Below are 18,027 nucleotides of genomic sequence, written 5' to 3'. Positions count from 1 at the left end.
TGTGGCCCCGTCAGAAGTTGAACTGATCGACGTTCTCTTTAGTGAACACGGCCGGGCTGCCCAGCAGCAGCACCCCGGTTTTGCTGTCAAACTTCACCGGCTCTGCAAAGCTCGGCACTTTGTTCTCTGCGGCAAACGCTTTGCCATCGATTAACTGCTTACCCGCCCACACCGTCAGATAACCGAGTTTTTCCGGGTCCCACAGTACGGTGTAGCCAAACGCCCCACTCTTCAGATAGGCACGCGCGGTATTCGGGCTGCAGAAGCCACTGCCGACCACTTTGCCGTTTTTCCCCGCGCTCTCGATGGCTTGTGCCACACCAGGGCAGGTAGTGGAAGCCATGGCGATTACCCCTTTGAGATCTGGATTCGCCGACATCAAATCTGTGGTGATCTGTGCCGCGCGACTGGCTGAGCCACCGGCATACTGCGGTTTAAGCAGCGTGATATGGGGATATTTGCTCTTCACGCGTTGCTGCATAAATCCGATCCAGCTATTGAGGTTGGATGCGGTGGCTTCGCCGGAGACAATGCCGATTTTTCCGTTCTCACCCACGCGCTTCACCATTTCATCGATGATGCTGTCACCCAGTCCTTCATCAGTAGCCTGGGCGACATAAACCGGACGTCCGCTATCGGGCGCATCGCTATCGCTGGTAAAGAGATGCACATTGCTGGATTTCGCCTGCGCCATTACCGGCGCAATACTGGAGGCATCCAGCACGCTGATACCGATAGCGTTGACCTTCTGCGCGATCAGGTTCTGCACAATTTGCAGTTGGTCCATTGGGTTGGTGTCTACCGGGCCGCTGTAAACAAACTCAACGCCCAAATCTTTCGCGGCGCGCTTACCGCCGGCTTCCATGGCCTGAAAATAAGGAATGCCAATGATTTGTGGCACAAAGGCGACTTTTTCCGCCGCCAGTGCACAACCTGAGACCAGCAGTGACAGAGAACAAACAGCCGTAGCAATTCGACGCATAATAATTTCCCCTGGTGTTAGGTGTTTTCAAAAATGCGCGCATCGGGATGCGCGCCAGTAATGAGTGAAACGATTTCGTCAGGTGTGGTGTCGGCATGGCGCCGTTCGGCAATTTTCCGGCCACGACGGAACACCACCATGCGGTCAGCCACGGCAAACACATCGCTGATGTTGTGGCTGATCAACACCACCGCACAGCCGCGTTCCGCCAGACGACGCGTGAGCTGCAACACCTTCTGCGTTTCGGCCACCGCCAGCGCGGCAGTGGGCTCATCCATGATCACTAACTGTGCGTTGAGGTTGAGCGCACGGCAGATCGCCACTGCCTGGCGCTGACCGCCCGACAAGCTGCCCACCGCCGCTTCGGCATCGGAGATATGTGCATCCAGATCTTTTAACAGCTGATCGACCTGTTCCCGCATCGCGCGGCGTTTCAGGAAAGGGATACCCAGTACCCGGCGCTTGAGTTCGCGCCCGAGAAATACGTTTTCAGCAATCGACAAGTTCTCCGCCAGTGCCAGCTCCTGATAAATGGTGGCGATACCGTGTTCCGCAGCCTGACGAGGGGAGGTGAATTTCACCGCTTTACCCTCGATCCACAGTTCCCCCTCGCTGGCGCTGTAGGCTCCCGACAGTACCTTGGTAAAGGTGGATTTCCCCGCCCCGTTATCACCGAGTAGTGCCAGCACTTCGCCGCGATGAATCGATAAATTGACCTGGCTCAGCGCAGTTAATGCGCCAAAGCGCTTACAGATGTTGCGCGCTTCGATGAAGCAGCTATTCATCTTCGCCCTCCTGATAGGCCGCAGTGTGGAAGTCGATTTCCCATTGCAGCACAGTGCCGTAAAGCGCGGAGAGCCGCTGTTTCTCCTCGGTGCTGAGGATTGATGCACACGCGTCCAGCTCGGCTTTGAGCCACAACGCCTGCTGGTGAAACTCCTCTTCGGCATGCATCTCTACCCAGCGACGGACGTCAGCATCCTGCTGGCTTTGCTCGCTGACGCGTTTGCACCAGTGGTAGTACATCCACTCGGCGCCAAACATCAGCGTAATGATCTCGGCATAGTTGCCCTGCTGAGCCACCCGCAGCATGCCATCACGAAACGTGGTGACGCCCGGCAAGTCATCGGGATACTCCTCAGGCTGGATATCGCGTCTGGCCAGCACCGCTTCGAACCAGGCAATCTGCGTATCCACCAGCGCGTTGAGCACGCCAATCAACCAGCGCTGTTGACGAATATCGGGCGCTTTGCTGACGGCCAGCGCAAAGATGGCAATCGCGGTGGCGACAAAGTTACCTTCGAACACCAGATAGCGGTTGAATACGCTGTCGGGCAGTTGATCCTGTTCGATATCCCGCACAAATCGATGCTGCTGCATCTCTTGCCACACCTGCTGATGCTGTTCGAGAAGTTGATCGGTAAAACTGACCATCACGCCTCCTCCAGCGCGGCCTGCGCCACCGACATAAAGTGTTTTACTCGCGCTAACTCCACCTCGTTCCACCACACGCCATCCACTTTCATGGTGCTGGCAACAATCACGCCTTGCGTACGCCCTAAAATCTGGCATACGTTAGCCGGGGTAACGCCCGAGCCCACCAGTAGCGGCAATTCGGTAGCGGCACGGATTTCATCAATTTCACTCAGCGTGGCGCTGTCGCCGGTGCGCTGCCCGGTGGCGATCACCGCATCAGCTTCAAAAAAGTCGACATCCCGCGTCAGTTCCTGGATGGAACGGTCGGCCACAATGGCATGGCTGCCGTGTTTGACATGGCTGTCTGCGAAGACACGAATGTGATCGGCACGTAACTGGCTGCGGTAGCGCAGCGCTTTAGCCGCCGCACCTTCAATAAAACCTTCGTTAGCGATATAGGCATTCGCCACTGATTGACGCGCACGAAACTCGCGCCCCCCGCTAACGCAGTGGCAATGGCGGGAATGGCGGCATTGGCTAATACGTTGATGCCAAGTGGTGCGCCAAAGCGTTCACGAATTTTTTCCGTGATAACCGCCAAAAATGCGGCTGTTTCTGGGCCAATATCTTCAGGTTTGGCAAAGGGAATATCGCCATGGTTTTCAACGATCAATCCATGTACGCCGCCTGAAAGGTAGTTTTCCGCGTCACGCAATGCGCGGTCGATAATATCTTTCACCGGCTTACCTCGATATTTCGGCGCACCAGGAAAGGCATCACAGTGAATAACGCCAATCACTGCTTTCTTACGTGAAAAAATATCTTGTATCGCGTTACTTTTTTCTGCTGATATAGAAGCCATCTCTTTCACCTTATTAACGAGAAACCTATGCGTGTCTATGTTGCAGGTAATATTGTGGTTGATGAAACCTGGTCCATTCATGAGTTGCCACAAAAGGCGCATCCATTCATGGCGTAAAAATATCGCAAGACATCGGCGGAAAAGGCGCCAATCAGGCGATTGTCATTTCCCGCTGTGGTATCGAAACACAATTAATTGCCGCCACCGGTGACGATATTAACGGTCAGTGGATTCGCAATTGCATGCACAACGAAACATTAATGTTACTGCCTGAAAATAATATTGCTGAACACAGTGACACCTCAATTATCTTTACCAGCGATGACGGCGACAATGCGATTATTACCACCATGGCAGCGGCCAATGCGCTGACATTGGATATTATCCTGGCGCACTTAGCGGATGCCTCAGCCGGCGATATTTTGCTGCAGCAGGGTAATTTCTCCGTTGAGAAAACCCGTGCACTCTTTAGCTGGGCGAAAAATCATGGGCTCATCACCGTATTTAATCCTTCACCCGTCAATCCCGACTTCGCCGATCTATGGCCGCTGGTGGATATTGCCGTGGTTAATCAACACGAAGCCGAACTGCTGCAACCTGCAGGTATCGCCACTTTAGTTATCACTCAAGGTGCCGCTGGTGCTGAACTGATCACCGATTCCCAGCACCATTTCTGCCCGGCAACACCGGTTCAGTCAGTGGATAGCACCGGTGCAGGCGATACGTTCCTGGCGGTGCTGCTCGCATCGGCCTTGCTACGCGGCGTCACACCTGATGCGCTCGCACTGCAGCATGCGAGCGCGGCTGCCGCCATCACCGTGAGCCGCACCGGAACATTTAAGGCCTTCCCCACTGAAGAAGAACTCTGTGCACTGCTGGCCGTGGGGCTTTAACGGTGGCCTTTCGGCCACCTCTCGCCATAACGTAATTACTTAAACAGCGGACGATAGGTATCTACGTTCGCTTTGGTCACCACGGTGGCCGGCACCAAAATTGTTTTGTTGACGGTTTTTCCTTCGGTAATGGTGTTAAGTGCTTTCAGCGCCTCTTCGCCCATTTTCTTCGGATCCTGTTGCAGCACCGCCGTCACATAACCGCCGTCAATCCCGCTGATGGCTTTTGCTGTCAGATCCCAACCAAACACCTTGATATCCTTCTGGCGCCCCTGGTTTTCCACCGCTGCAATGGCACCGAGCAGCGCCGGTTCGCCGGTAGCGTAAATCGCGGTGAGGTCCGGATTACCGGTGATCAGGTTTTCTGCGGCTGTCATCGCGTTATCCTGGATATTCTGACCATCCACTACGTCAGCCACGGTGATTTTGCTGTTACTTTTGATGGTGTCCTCAAACCCTTTCTGACGCTGGTTTTGAATCGCTGAGTTCAGCGCACCGACAATGCCTAATCGCGCTTTACCCCCCATCTCTTTTGCTACGTAATCGACAAAATATTTACCGAGGATTTTACCGCCTTCAAGATTATCCACTCCAACCTGCGACGCTTGCGGACCTGCCGGTAATACGGCATCAATCGCAATCACCGGGATTTTCGCCGCAGCAGCTTCTTTAATTGCCGGCATAATGCCGTTAACGTCGATGGCATCGACTAAAATGCCTTTCACGCCCTGTTGAATATAGTTTTCAATGGCATCGTTTTGCGCCACGGGATTATCGTTGGCGTTATAAATCACCAGTTCTTTACCACTGGCTTTAGCGGCTTCCTGAGCCCCTTGATTCATCAGGTTAAAAACAGCGCCTGTTGATTTATTTGTACTAAGGCATAAGTGGGCGCGGCCTGGGCTAATGTAAAAAGCGAACCTGATGAAAGTATTGCAGTGGCCAAAACTATTGAACGCAGTTTTCCGGTGAAAGATGACATCATGTGTTCCTCGTCGGGAATAAATAATAATCAGCGTTTCACAGCGCTATCACGCTGAGAGGTTATTTTGGCTGGCAAATATCGATGAAATAAAGCAGAACACAGCGTTAAGGCCATGTTTTTTCATGCCACCGGGTTCAACTAGTTCGGTATCCCATCCGCTGGGAGTACGGGGTGAAATAGTGTGAATCAGGCTGGGAAGTTATTCCCGGTACTGCGGTAAACGGTTTATACAATTCGCCCAGCCGATTTTTTTGTCAAGCGTTTATTTATCCGCTCGTGAAAAAGGAAAGCGCTGTATCAGTTACGCTTAACTGTGTTACAGATAGGCCACCTGGGGATTGAGGGCGAAATTCATGAGTACAAAACGCGTGTTGTTATCGGATGTCGCGAAACTGGCAGGCCTGTCAAAAGCCACGGTATCACGCTACATGAATCACAGTATTGTGCTGCCTCAGGAGACCATTGATCGAATCGAAAGCGCCATTCGCACCCTTGATTATCGTGGCAACAGTCTGGCGCGTCGTCTGAGCAAAGGCGGCAGTGAAACCTTAGGACTGGTGTTGCCAGATATCACCAACCCGTTCTTTGCTGAACTGGCTGATGCGGCCGAAGAAGCCGCCTCGGCGCGAGGGTACAGTCTGGTGCTTTGCATCACGCGTAATAATCCGGAAAAGGAGGCGCAGTTTATCCGCTGGCTGGATACGCGTCAGGTTGACGGCTTGCTGTTTACCACTAACCGTCCCGACAACGGCGTGTTACGCAATGAAATTCAGCGTCAGCATCATGTGGTATTGCTGGATGAAGATATTCCCGGCAGCACGGTGCCCAAAGTGTTTGCCGACAACGTGCAAGGTGGGCGCATGGCAACCGAACAACTGATTGCTGCCGGACACACGCGGATCGCCTTTATCGGCGGGCCGGAACAGTTGATGAGCGTCCGCGAGCGCTATCAAGGTTTTGCACTGCGATGCAACAGGCAGGATTAGCCATTCCCCCTGAATGGGTGATGTATGGCAACTATGCGCGCGAATTTGGTCAACAAGCACTCAACCATCTTTTCAGCTGCCCGCAGCGCCCTACCGCCGTATTCGCCGCCAGTGATTATTTGGTGCTGGGTTTACTTGATGGCTTACGGGCCAACGGCTTACAAGCGCCGGCTGCACTCTCATTAGTGGGTTTCGATGATGCCAACTACACCGATCTCACGCATCCCCGCATTTCCACTATCCGCCAACCCGCCCGCGAGCTGGGACACACGGCGGTGAGTATTATGCTGCGCCTGCTCAATGACGAAACCGATATCCCGATGGAAACGCGCTTGCCGGTGGAATGGATTGGTCGTGATTCGATTGGATTTGTTAACAGTGTCCCAAAATGATGCAAAAGCGCACAACAATGGCGCAAAAAGTGAGCTGAATTTTTTAATCGCGTTATAGTGAGTAAACCGGTTTACTTGATGATCACGAAACTCATGATGATTTACAACAAGTTAGCCGAAAGTACAGTGCCTGCCATGCAGGCTGGCATGGATGCTGCAATGTCATAACTGGCGAGTAAATATCATTGTAGCGTTTGTCCTGTTGGTTTTGACAAAAGTCTTATCTGGTAGGTAAACCGGTTTACTAGAAGGTAAATCGTGCCGGATCCGCACTTTTCCCAACAGGACAAATATTTCCCACTAGCGTTGATGGGAGTTGTCCAATGCAGCAATTACAAGCTCTTCCAGCCCGGGTCGAGATGGTCAATATCACCAAAACCTACGGTTCGATTCGCTCTTTGCGCGGGGTTAATCTTCAGCTTGCGCCAGGAGAAGTGCTCGGTTTGGTTGGCGATAACGGCGCCGGTAAATCGACACTCACCAAAGTCCTGTCCGGAGCGGTGATCCCCACCAGCGGTTCGATTCGCATCGATGGGGAACAGCAGCATTTCAGCAACCCTGCCGATTCACGCCGCTGCCATATAGAGATGGTTTATCAGGATTTATCCCTGTGCGACACCGTTGATGTGGCAGGTAATTTGTTCATGGGCCGTGAGCCGATGAAATCCGTGCTCGGCATTCCCTTTCTCGATCAAACCAAAATGCATGCGCAAGCACGTGAAATGTTGAAAGGCCTCGGGATCTCCATTCCCGATACCCGCCTGCTGGTGCGCAATCTTTCAGGGGGGCAGCGGCAGGCGATCGCCATTGCCCGCGCGGCCGCGTTCGAACCTAAAGTGCTGATCATGGATGAGCCGACCGCTGCATTGGCGGTAGCAGAAGTGGAGGCGGTGCTGGAACTGATTCGCCGTGTCTCAGCGCGCGGGGTAAGCGTGATTCTGATTACCCATCGTCTGCAGGATCTGTTCCTGGTGTGTGACCGCATCATGGTGATGTATGAGGGCACCAACGTGGCCGATCGGCGCGTGGCAGATACCAGCCTGAGCGACATCGTCAACCTGATTGTGGGTGAAAAATTTACTGCTCATTCAGCGGCAGCACACTGAGGAAACAGGATGAGTATCATGAATCTAAGCAGTTCACGCATGATCCAGCACTCGCTGCCCCGCCGCCTGTTGCACAACCACTCTGGTGTGGTGAGCATTGCGCTGTTTTTTATCTTTTGCTGCGTAGTGTTTTCGCTGATCACCAGTAACTTTCTCTCCAGCACCAACTGGCTGAATATCATTCGTCAAAGCGCCCCGCTGCTGATTGTCGCGACGGCAATGACGTTGGTGATCACCACCGGCGGGATTGATTTGTCTGTAGGATCGACACTGGCACTGGTCGGCGCGCTTTCAGCGATTGCGCTAAACAACTGGGGTCTGCCGTGGCCGGTGGTGTTGGTCGGTGGACTGCTTCTGGGAGGTTTGGTCGGGGCCATTAACGGCTTTTTTATCGCGTTTGAAGGAATTCCCGCTTTTATTGTCACACTGGCAACGCTGGCTGTGGTGCGCGGCATTGCGCTGCTGGTCACCCAGGGTTATTCGATCCCGGTTCCCGCTGACAGCCTGTTCACCTTTATGGGCCGCGCCTGGGTACTGGGCATTCCCATGCCTGCGCTGATCGGCATTGTGATTCTGCTGGCCGGACATATCCTGCTGAATCACATGCGCTTTGGTCGCTATGTCACGGCGATTGGTGCCAACGCAGAAGGCGCGCGCCGCAGCGGCATCAATACCAAAGCAGTGACCATGAAGGTCTACATCCTCAGCGGCATGGCGGCCGCAATGGCGGGCATGATTATCACTGCTCGTCTCGGCAGTGGATCGTCCAATCAGGGTGAAGGATTCGAATTGCAGGTGATTGCGGCGGTGGTTCTCGGCAGCACCAGTTTGTTTGGCGGATTTGGCACCATTATCGGCACCCTATTGGGAGCTTTATCGATTGCGGTGATTCAAAACGGCCTGATCTTGTCGCATATTTCTCCGTTTTATACCCAAATTGCGACTGGCACCATCATCCTGCTCGCCATTTGGCTCAACACCCGCATTCTCAACCCAACCCGCGCAACGGCAAAAGGATAGCTGATGAAAGGATCAATTTTCCGTCATGCCGACCCACTTCCTTTAGGGGTGAGCAGCGGGCATGTCATGACCGTGCTCGGTCCGCTACCTGTGTCAGAGATGGGTGTGACATTAATGCATGAGCACATCCTGTTAGATGCCTCCGGTAAGTGGGTCGCCCCCTGCTGTTGTAGCGATCGCCATATAGCCGAGATGCCGGTCAAGATGGAGAACCTCGGCGAGCTGTCGATGAACCCGTTGATGAGTCGTGATAATTGTCAGTTGTTTGATACTGACACCGCCATCGAAGAATTAATGAAATACCGCGCACTGGGTGGTGAAACGGTGGTGGACCCCACTAACATCGGTATCGGACGCGATCCCAAAGGGTTGCAGCGAATTGCGCGTTTAACCGGTTTAAACATCGTGATGGGCACCGGACTTTACCTGGAGCCTTCACATCCCGAATGGGTCAAAAGCATCAGCGTTGAGCAGCTGACTGACAAGCTCATCTATGATCTCGGTGGAGCAGATGAAAAACCTGACGTCATTGCCGGTTTGATCGGCGAAATCGGTATTTCCAGTCGCTTCACCCCGATGAAGAGAAGTCACTGCGTGCTGCCGGTCGCGCCAGCGCAGCCACCGGCGTCCCCATTCAGGTGCACTTACCTGGCTGGGAGCGGCTTGGCCACAAGGTGCTGGATATTCTTGAACACGAAGGCGCCGATCTGCGTCATACCGTGCTGTGCCATATGAACCCGAGTTTTTCTGATAAACCCTACCAGCGAGAACTGGCTGAACGCGGCGTATTTCTGGAGTACGACATGATCGGCATGAGCTATTACTACGCCGACGAATCCGCCCAATCGCCATCCGATGAAGAGAATGCGCGCGCCATCTGCGAACTGATTGAGGATGGTTATATTCAGCAGATTTTGATGTCGCAGGATGTGTTCCTGAAAACCATGCTGACGCGCTACGGCGGCCACGGTTACGGCTATATCCTCAAACATTTCGTCCCACGCCTTAAACGTCACGGTGTCAGTGGCGAACAACTCGAAACCTTAATGATTGGCAATCCGCAGCGCGTATTTGGCGGATAAACGGAGACGTGTCATGCAGAAGAAAGTACTACTGGTGGGAGAATCCTGGACCAGTACCTCAACCCATGTGAAAGGCTTTGATCAGTTTGCCACCGCTACGTGGCATAGCGGCGCAGTGGATTTTATGGCGGCACTGCAAGAGAGTGATTATGCGATTACCCATATGCCCGCCCATGCAGCCGCCACTGAGTTTCCTCTGGAACTTGAGGCATTACAGCAGTGGGATGTGATTATCCTCTCCGATATTGGCGCTAATACTTTGCTTTTACATCCGGATACGTGGATGAAAAGCCGTCGTACGCCCAACCGTCTTAAGTTGATTCATGATTACGTGGCTGCAGGTGGAGCCTTAATGATGATTGGCGGCTATTACAGTTTCCAGGGCATCAATGGCGGCGCTCGTTATCGTAATACGCTGGTAGAAAAAGTGTTACCGGTACGCTGCCTTGCCTGGGATGACCGCATAGAAACGCCGGAGGGTAGCTATGCAGAAGTGACAGCGTCACACAAAGTACTGACCGGTATTCCAGACGACTGGCCCTGGTTGCTGGGCTATAACGAGGTGGAAATGCAGCCTGAAGGCACACTGCTCGCCACCGTAGCGGGTACGACGCATCCTTTGCTGGCGGTAAGAGAATATCAACAAGGACGGTCGTTGGTTTGGACCAGCGATATGTCTGCGCATTGGTTACCGGAAGAGTTTTCTCAATGGAAAGGCTATCGCCAACTGTGGCTGAATTGCCTCGATTGGCTGACGGAGCGCGCCTGATATGCCACCAAAGTCGCTTGAACTCGCCCAGCAACTGCTGGGCTTTGACACCATCAATCCGCCTGGTAATGAAGTCGGCTGTATGCAGTACCTGGCAGACTGGCTGGCGGAGAAAGGTTTCGACATCACGCTCACGCAATTTGGTGCGGGTCGGGTCAATCTGATTGCCAGTATGGGTGGAACCTCCGCGGGTAAACCGCTCGCGTTTACCGGCCATCTTGATACCGTTCCGCTGGGTAATCAGCCCTGGCAATTTGATCCTTTTGGTCGCGATATCGACGGCGATCGCCTGTATGGGCGTGGCGCCAGTGATATGAAAGCCGCGGTGGCCGCTTTCGCCATTGCCTGCGTGGAGCAAGAAGCGGCAATTCAGGCAGGTTGCGGCGTGGTGTTGATGATTACAAGTGGAGAAGAAACCGGCTGTGAGGGTGCACGGGCGTTGATAACAGCGGGCAACTTGCCTGAAATCGGCGCTTTGATTGTCGGCGAGCCGACGGCCAACTATCCGGTCATCGGCCATAAAGGCGCATTGTGGTTGCGCTGTGAAACGCGCGGTAAAACGGCACACGGCGCGATGCCAGAACTGGGTATTAATGCCATTTATCTGGCGGCAGACGCGCTAGGGAAGATTCGCCACTTTTCTCCCGGTGCACCGCATCCTTTGATGAAGCAGCCCACATTAAATGTTGGGCGTATTCAGGGAGGCTTGAACATTAACTCCGTGCCGGACCGTACTGCCTTTGATGTCGATATTCGCAGTGCACCAAATTTGCAACACGCCACGATTCGGCAGCAGCTCACTGAACTTTTGGGGGAAGAAGTCACAGTGACCACGCTAGTGGATTTGCCCGCAGTGCTGAGTTCGGAAGCCAACCAGTGGATTAAATCGGTATACCAATCTTGCCAGCCGCTGTTTGAACAGCCACTTGAAGCTAAAGTGGTACCCTACTTTACCGATGCGTCGCTATTGTTGCCTGCACTCGGTAATCCACCGTGCATTATCCTTGGACCCGGTGAACCCACAATGGCGCATCAAACCGATGAATATTGTTTGTTGAGTCGCCTGGCTGAAGCTGAGCAACTTTATGGAAAGCTGATTAAAGATTGGGTGTAAGCAACCCACCATTTTCATATTTATGTGACCAATTGTTGCCACGCAATATATTGTGTGGCTTCAGGCCACGGTATTGAGGGTTGAATCGTTTAATGCAAATAATCTTTACAGCATAATTTACTGGCTAATCCACTGACACCGGATAATATGTTGAAAGATTAAATCACCACCACCACCCACAACACAATCAATTATATTGCATTCTATGCACTTTGACAGAATATCCCTTCATCGCTACGCTTTAATGCAACCATATATGTCACAAACTTGCACATCTTAAAAAGATTACCTAAGGTGTCCGCCTTTCAGCCTCTTATAGCTTTCATTTCCATTGGTGAATTATTCGGCTGCGAAAGCTATAAGATCGCTCTATTTTTACTCATGGAGGTTTATGAGCACCGGAACGATTTCTAAACAATCAGACTTAACCGTTGATGATATTACGGTTATCGATAAAAAATTACTTAAACGCGCCGTGAGTGCTGCTGCATTAGGCAACACCATGGAATGGTTCGATTTTGGCGTATATAGCTATCTCGCCGTGATTATTGGCCAGGTGTTTTTTCCCGGCGCCAGTAATACCGCGCAATTAATCGCCTCTTTCGGTACTTTTGCGGCGGCGTTTTTAGTCCGTCCTATTGGCGGCATGGTCTTTGGCCCCTTGGGGGATCGCTTTGGTCGGCAGAAAGTGCTGGCCTTCACCATGATCATGATGTCGATCGGCACCTTCTGTATCGGCCTGATCCCGAGTTACGCCAGCATTGGTATTGCGGCACCGATCCTGTTGCTGGCCGCTCGCTTGCTGCAGGGCTTCTCCACCGGTGGCGAATATGGCGGCGCAGCCACCTTTATTGCCGAATACTCCACCGATAAGCGCCGTGGTTTCATGGGCAGCTTCCTGGAATTCGGTACGCTGGCGGGTTATCTGCTGGGTGCCAGTCTGGTCACCGGGATGATTGCGGTACTGCCGCATCAATCGATGATGGATTGGGGCTGGCGCATCCCGTTCTTCCTTGCTGCTCCTTTGGGCTTATTCGGACTTTATATTCGTCTGAAGCTGGAAGAAACGCCGGCCTTTAAAGAGCACATGGATAAGCGTGAAGAGCTGGAACACAATAAGCCTCAGTTAGGCTTATTACAGATGCTGCGCGTACAAAGCAAACCGCTGATGAAATGTATTGGCCTGGTGCTGTTATTTAATGTGTCCAACTACATGTTAACCGCCTATATGCCCAGTTATTTAACCGGCGTGCTGGGGATGAGTGAATTATCCGGACTGATGCTAGTGATGGTGATTATGTTTATTATGATGCCATTGACGTTGATGTGGGGCCATTTAACCGACCGTATTGGTCGTAAGCCGGTGATTGGATTGGGTGCGCTGGGTTTAATATTGCTGGCTATTCCAAGCTATATGTTAATTGGATCTGGCAATATGATGCTGGTATTTGCCGGACTTGCGGTATTAGGTTTACTGCATACCTGCTTCAGCGGCACCATGCCCGCCACGTTACCTGCGCTGTTTGTGACCGACATCCGCTACAGTGCATTAGCGATTGGTTTTAATTTGTCCGTTTCACTGTTTGGCGGTACGACGCCGTTGATTACCGCATGGCTGGTTGACACCACGCACAACGCAATGATGCCCGCGTATTACATGATGGGGGCTGGAATCGTGGGTTTGCTTACCGTGCTCACACTGAGCGAAACGGCGCGCAAGCCGCTAAAAGGTTCGTCACCGGCTGTCGCCACCAAGGCGGAAGCGCACAAATTGATCGATAAACTGCGCAAGCAGCGTAGCCGTAAAACCCAGCAGCAAAAAACAGCGTAAAGACACAACAGGCGTCATGATCACAGGGGCTCACCACGGTGTGCCCCTGCACTCTTCATCCCCTCTCTTCCTGCCGCACAGATAACCGAAGCGTCAGGCTCCGGTAATTTCCGAAAGCCACCTGATTTCCTTTTGCATGCGCCAGAAAAGCGCAAAATATGGACTATGATTTGTTCTCAGTCCTTTCGTGCCGTCCCAAAGTAAACCGTACTCAGCCAAACATCTTTTAACGGAACGTGAACCGCTTGATGTCGTCCATTGCCCTTGCGTGGGCCAAACGAGGCAATTGAATGGAATTCAGATCATTTGAGAAATCCTGGGGTGCTGAGATGAGGGCGGATGGCAGCGTGCTGTTTCGCCTGTGGGCACCTGGTCAGCAACAGATTACCCTGCAACTCGCCGAGGCTGAGCATGCCATGACAGCCACATCTGATGGTTGGTTTGAACGGCAAATTCGCGATGTTCCGCACGGTACGCCTTACCAGTATCTGCTCGCCGATGGCACCGCAGTGCCCGATCCCGCGTCTCGTGCGCAACAATCCGAGGTGAATGGCCCTTCGCTGGTGTTCGATCCCCACCATTACGCGTGGCAGCACACCGACTGGCGTGGCCGCGCATGGCAAGAAACGGTGGTGTACGAACTGCACATCGGCACTTTTACACCTGAAGGCACCTTCCAGGCGGCGATAGCCAAATTGCCGTTTTTAAGCAGCCTTGGCATCACCATGATTGAAGTGCTGCCGGTGGCGCAATTTGGTGGCGATCGCGGTTGGGGTTATGACGGTGTGCTGCTGTATGCACCGCATTCAGCGTACGGATCACCTGATGATTTCAAAGCGTTTGTCAATGCCGCACATGCGCACGGTCTGTCTGTTGTCCTCGACATTGTGCTGAATCATTTTGGCCCTGAAGGCAATTATCTGCCGCTGCTGGCTCCAGATTTCTTCCATAAAGATCGCATGACGCCATGGGGTGCCGGTATCGCTTATGACGTAGATGCTGCGCGCCGATACATCGTAGAAGTGCCACTGTACTGGTTGCAGGAATATCACCTCGATGGCCTGCGATTCGATGCGATCGATCAGATAGAAGACACTTCCAGCAAACATGCGTTGATTGAAATTGCCGAGCGCATCCGCCGTGACATCACTGACCGGCCGATCCATCTCACCACCGAAGATAGCCGCAATGTCACCTTCCTGCATCCGCGTGACAAACAGGGCAATGCGCCGCTGTTTACCGGCGAATGGAACGATGATTTCCACAACGCGATCCATGTATTTGCCACCGGTGAAACGCACGCTTATTACCAGGATTTCGCCGAAGTGCCGGAAAAACTGATTGCGCGCATTCTCACGGAAGGCTTCGCCTATCAGGGGGAAATCTCACCGCAAAGTGGTCAGCGCCGTGGCGTGCCCAGTGCCGCTCAGCCGCCGGAAGCCTTTGTCGATTTCATTCAGAATCACGATCAGGTTGGCAACCGCGCCCAGGGCGAACGTTTGATTTCGCTGGCCGGTGCCGATAGCACCAAAGTCTTGCTGGCCATGCTTTTGTTGTCGCCGCACATCCCGTTGTTGTTTATGGGCGAAGAGTTTGGTGAAACCAACCCGTTCCTGTTCTTCACTGATTTCCACGGCGATCTGGCTAAAGCGGTGCGTGAAGGCCGTGCGCGAGAATTTACCGGTCATGCAGGACATGATGACAGCGTGCCCGATCCCAACGCAGAAGAGACCTTCAGCCGATCAAAACTCGACTGGAGCAAACCGGACAGTGAAGAAGGCAAAAACTGGCTGGCGCTGACACAACAACTGCTGCAACTGCGCCAGCGTTATATTGTGCCGCTGCTCGCCACGGCGGGCCGCCACAATGGCCAGGTGCTGAAAACCGGCAAAGGGTTCATCGCGGTGAGTTGGCACTTCCCCCAAGGCGAACTGTCACTGGCGCTGAATATCAATAAGCAGGCACAACCTTTACCCACCCTGGCGGGCGAAACGATCTTTGCCTGGCCGCAGGAAAGCGATGTATTGCAGCAGCATACGATAGTGGTGCGGCTGAAACAGGGAGAAAACGCATGACGATTCCTTCAGCGACATACCGCATTCAGTTCCGCAACGGCATGACGTTTGATCGCGCGATTGCACTGCTGCCTTACTTGCAACGGCTTGGCATCAGCCATTTGTATGCTTCGCCCATCTTCATCGCCACCCGCGATTCCACGCACGGATATGATGTTACCGATGCCAATGAGATCGATCCGGCTTTGGGTGGACGAGCAGGATTCGACCGACTGTCAGCTGCATTGCAGCAGGCTAATCTGGGTTTGATCCTCGATATCGTGCCGAATCATATGGCCGCATCGCTGGAAAATGCCTGGTGGCGAGATGTGATCGAACACGGCGAGGACAGCGCCTACGCGCGCTATTTCGATATCGACTGGTCGCGTCGCCTGACGTTACCGTTCCTTGGCGATGATTTTGATCGCGTGCTCGAAAACGGCGAGATAAGTGTCAAACCGCATCCGCAAACCGGTCATCCGGCACTGGCCTATTACGACAGCTTCTATCCGCTGCATCCTGCCAGCTGGCAAGGGCGCGCCGATGAGGTGCTGGCGATAGAGGATTCGGCGGAGATAGCCGATTTGCATCAGCAGCAGCACTGGGAGTTGATTAACTGGCGCGACGCACGGCGCGAACTCTCTTATCGCCGCTTCTTTGAAATCACGGGTCTGGTCGGCGTGCGAGTTGAAGATCAAGCGGTGTTTGACGCTTCACACGCGCTGATTCTGGAGTTGGTACACAGCGGAGCGGTGAGTGGATTGCGTGTTGATCATGTCGATGGCCTGGCCGATCCACAAGGCTATCTCCAGCGTTTACGTCAGGCCGCAGGCGAAGATTGCTATATCACGGTGGAGAAGATTTTGGCGGAAGGTGAGCCGATCCCGCCTGAATGGCCGATTTCCGGCACCACCGGCTACGAGTTCATCGCAGCGCTATCACACGCATTGATTGACGATGCGCAGATCGATGCACTGCATCTGGCCTATGAGGCGCTGACCGAAGAAAGGAATGACGTCAGTGCGGGTCTACGCGCTGCTCGCGAACTGATGGTCGATCGCAATTTCGCCGGTGAATTCGCGCGCCTGCTGGCACTGGCCACCGGCGTGGCGGGTTCTGAGCAGCGCAATTTCGGCGAAGCAGAACTGCATGTTGCGCTACGGGAAATGCTGATCGCCTTCCCGGTCTATCGTACCTACGGACGACCGGCGGGTATGCCGTTAGCAGGTGAGGAACTATTGCAACAGGTGCTGGAAGCGGTGAAGTTCAGTGCTTCGCCCGGTGCGCTGAGTTTCCTGCAAGCGATATTGCTGGGCGCGGTGTCCGAACACAGTGAACAACAGGCCGCGGAATTTCGCGCGCGCTTCCAGCAACTCACTGGCCCGTTAATGGCAAAATCGGTTGAGGATACGCTGTTCTTCCGCAATCACGCCTTTTTAGCCATCAATGAGGTTGGCGCCGAGCCGTTGCCGCATCCTTTTTCGGTTGCGCACTTCCACCAGGAAATGCAGTCTCGATTGCTTAACCAACCCGATGCGCTATCCACCACTTCAACCCATGATACCAAACGCGGGGAGGATGCCCGTGCCCGGCTGTATACGCTGAGTGAAGACCCCGCACTTTGGGCAGAAAACGTGACCCGCTGGCGGGAGATCAACCAGGGCAACGTGGTCAAACTTGGTGAAGGCCCCGCGCCCGAACCTGCAGTGGAGTGGATGCTGTATCAGGCGCTGGCAGGGGTGTGGCCGACCACGCAGTTGCCCACTGACGCCAGCGGATTAAACGCATTGCAAACACGTTTTCTCCCCTTCGTTGAGAAAGCGTTACGTGAAGCCAAACTGCGTACCGATTGGGCCAATGGCGACGAAAGCTATGAGAAGGCGGTTCTGGATTATGCTCGTCATCTCTTGTCGCCAGAAAATCAAACGTTCCTCGCAGACTTTAGCAGTAGCATCCAACCCTTTATGGCTGCCGGGCTGGTCAATAGCCTGACGCAGACGGTGATTAAACTGACCGCGCCAGGCATGCCGGATATTTATCAGGGCAGTGAAGCATTGGATTTCAGCCTGGTCGATCCCGACAACCGTCGCGAACCGGACTTCGCCAAACTGGAGCAGCAACTCGATTCGGACGCCCTTCCCGACTTCGCCCAAGTCTCTGACTGGCTCAGCGGAAAAGTAAAACAGCAGGTGACCGCGCGCCTGTTGCATCTGCGGTTGGATAAACCGCAACTGTTCCGCTTCGGTGATTATCAACCGTTGTTTGCCCGCGGTGCCGAGGCCGACCATGTGATTGCCTATGCACGCCAGGACAGCGACACCATCCTGATTGTGGTGCTGCCCCGCCTGGTATTGAAAAAACTGGATTGGGCGCAAACTTCGCTATTGCTGCCTGAATCGTTGGCACATCGTCATTATCGTGACCTGCTGAGCGGGAAAACCTTGCCGCTCAGCGAACAACTCTCATTGGATCACCTATCGCATCATGCGCCACTGGTGCTCGTTGCCAGTTAATAAAGCTGTATTTCTGTTCATG

Annotated in this window: 10 protein-coding genes and 5 pseudogenes; 10 read left to right on the top strand and 5 right to left on the bottom strand. The window is 53.5% G+C overall.

Annotation, left to right across the window (positions count from 1 at the left end):
• Window positions 1–10 precede the first annotated feature (10 nt).
• From HA45_RS16255 to HA45_RS16240, 4 genes and pseudogenes are all read right to left on the bottom strand, one after another.
• Complete coding sequence (locus HA45_RS16255; protein ID WP_100704116.1) at window positions 11–982, bottom strand: autoinducer 2 ABC transporter substrate-binding protein; 972 nt, start codon at window positions 980–982, stop codon at window positions 11–13.
• 17 nt (window positions 983–999) lie between these two features.
• On the bottom strand, window positions 1,000–1,767 hold the full coding sequence (locus HA45_RS16250; RefSeq protein ID WP_100704117.1) for an ATP-binding cassette domain-containing protein: 768 nt from the start codon (window positions 1,765–1,767) through the stop codon (window positions 1,000–1,002).
• Window positions 1,760–2,416, bottom strand: coding sequence for a TenA family protein (locus tag HA45_RS16245; RefSeq protein WP_100704118.1), 657 nt, complete (start codon window positions 2,414–2,416; stop codon window positions 1,760–1,762). Before HA45_RS16245 ends, HA45_RS16250 begins: the two co-directional genes overlap by 8 nt.
• Window positions 2,416–3,260 (bottom strand): annotated as a pseudogene (locus HA45_RS16240) (BtpA/SgcQ family protein). The gene HA45_RS16245 and the pseudogene HA45_RS16240 overlap by 1 nt, the downstream one beginning before the upstream one ends.
• 27 nt (window positions 3,261–3,287) lie before the next feature.
• Here HA45_RS16240 and HA45_RS16235 point away from each other — a divergent pair.
• Window positions 3,288–4,153: pseudogene (locus HA45_RS16235) on the top strand (PfkB family carbohydrate kinase).
• 35 nt (window positions 4,154–4,188) lie between these two features.
• Here the strand turns inward: HA45_RS16235 and HA45_RS16230 are convergent.
• Window positions 4,189–5,138, bottom strand: a pseudogene (locus HA45_RS16230) (ABC transporter substrate-binding protein).
• A gap of 353 nt (window positions 5,139–5,491) precedes the next feature.
• On the opposite strand from HA45_RS16230, the pseudogene HA45_RS16225 reads away from it, so the two are divergent.
• The 9 genes and pseudogenes from HA45_RS16225 to treY all read left to right on the top strand — a co-directional run bounded on the left by HA45_RS16225 (window position 5,492) and on the right by treY (window position 18,005).
• A pseudogene (locus tag HA45_RS16225) lies at window positions 5,492–6,516 on the top strand (LacI family DNA-binding transcriptional regulator).
• 359 nt (window positions 6,517–6,875) lie between these two features.
• Complete coding sequence (locus HA45_RS16220) at window positions 6,876–7,622, top strand: ATP-binding cassette domain-containing protein (protein ID WP_162288452.1); 747 nt, start codon at window positions 6,876–6,878, stop codon at window positions 7,620–7,622.
• Between the two features lie 18 nt (window positions 7,623–7,640).
• A complete protein-coding gene (locus HA45_RS16215) occupies window positions 7,641–8,642 on the top strand; it encodes an ABC transporter permease (RefSeq protein ID WP_162288451.1) in 1,002 nt (333 codons plus the stop codon).
• A 3-nt stretch (window positions 8,643–8,645) separates the two neighbouring features.
• Window positions 8,646–9,724 (top strand): annotated as a pseudogene (locus tag HA45_RS16210) (phosphotriesterase family protein).
• Between the two features lie 13 nt (window positions 9,725–9,737).
• A complete protein-coding gene (locus tag HA45_RS16205; RefSeq protein WP_100704126.1) occupies window positions 9,738–10,493 on the top strand; it encodes a glutamine amidotransferase in 756 nt (251 codons plus the stop codon).
• Window position 10,494: 1 nt separating this feature from the next.
• Window positions 10,495–11,607: a M20 family metallopeptidase gene (locus HA45_RS16200; RefSeq protein ID WP_100704127.1), complete on the top strand. Its 1,113-nt coding sequence runs from the start codon at window positions 10,495–10,497 to the stop codon at window positions 11,605–11,607.
• 391 nt (window positions 11,608–11,998) lie between these two features.
• Window positions 11,999–13,438, top strand: a complete 1,440-nt coding sequence (proP, locus tag HA45_RS16195; protein ID WP_100704128.1) for a glycine betaine/L-proline transporter ProP — start codon at window positions 11,999–12,001, stop codon at window positions 13,436–13,438.
• Window positions 13,439–13,728: 290 nt separating this feature from the next.
• Window positions 13,729–15,513 carry a malto-oligosyltrehalose trehalohydrolase gene (gene treZ / locus HA45_RS16190; RefSeq protein WP_100704129.1) on the top strand — a complete coding sequence of 595 codons (1,785 nt, stop codon included), beginning with the start codon at window positions 13,729–13,731 and terminating at the stop codon, window positions 15,511–15,513.
• Window positions 15,510–18,005, top strand: coding sequence for a malto-oligosyltrehalose synthase (gene treY, locus HA45_RS16185; protein WP_100704130.1), 2,496 nt, complete (start codon window positions 15,510–15,512; stop codon window positions 18,003–18,005). The genes treZ and treY overlap by 4 nt, the downstream gene beginning before the upstream one ends.
• The last annotated feature ends 22 nt before the right edge of the window (window positions 18,006–18,027 follow it).

Source organism: Pantoea rodasii (genome assembly GCF_002095465.1).
GTDB classification, from domain to species: Bacteria; Pseudomonadota; Gammaproteobacteria; order Enterobacterales; family Enterobacteriaceae; genus Pantoea; species Pantoea rodasii.
This window is presented reverse-complemented; position numbering and strand designations above follow the sequence as displayed.

Coding starts and splice junctions, on each gene's coding strand:
- HA45_RS16250 (WP_100704117.1), bottom strand. CDS start 1,767: ATGAATAGCTGCTTCATCGAAGCGCGCAACATCTGTAAGCGCTTTGGC.
- treY (WP_100704130.1), top strand. CDS start 15,510: ATGACGATTCCTTCAGCGACATACCGCATTCAGTTCCGCAACGGCATG.
- HA45_RS16215 (WP_162288451.1), top strand. CDS start 7,641: ATGAATCTAAGCAGTTCACGCATGATCCAGCACTCGCTGCCCCGCCGC.
- HA45_RS16200 (WP_100704127.1), top strand. CDS start 10,495: ATGCCACCAAAGTCGCTTGAACTCGCCCAGCAACTGCTGGGCTTTGAC.
- proP (WP_100704128.1), top strand. CDS start 11,999: ATGAGCACCGGAACGATTTCTAAACAATCAGACTTAACCGTTGATGAT.
- HA45_RS16220 (WP_162288452.1), top strand. CDS start 6,876: ATGGTCAATATCACCAAAACCTACGGTTCGATTCGCTCTTTGCGCGGG.
- HA45_RS16205 (WP_100704126.1), top strand. CDS start 9,738: ATGCAGAAGAAAGTACTACTGGTGGGAGAATCCTGGACCAGTACCTCA.
- HA45_RS16245 (WP_100704118.1), bottom strand. CDS start 2,416: ATGGTCAGTTTTACCGATCAACTTCTCGAACAGCATCAGCAGGTGTGG.
- treZ (WP_100704129.1), top strand. CDS start 13,729: ATGGAATTCAGATCATTTGAGAAATCCTGGGGTGCTGAGATGAGGGCG.
- HA45_RS16255 (WP_100704116.1), bottom strand. CDS start 982: ATGCGTCGAATTGCTACGGCTGTTTGTTCTCTGTCACTGCTGGTCTCA.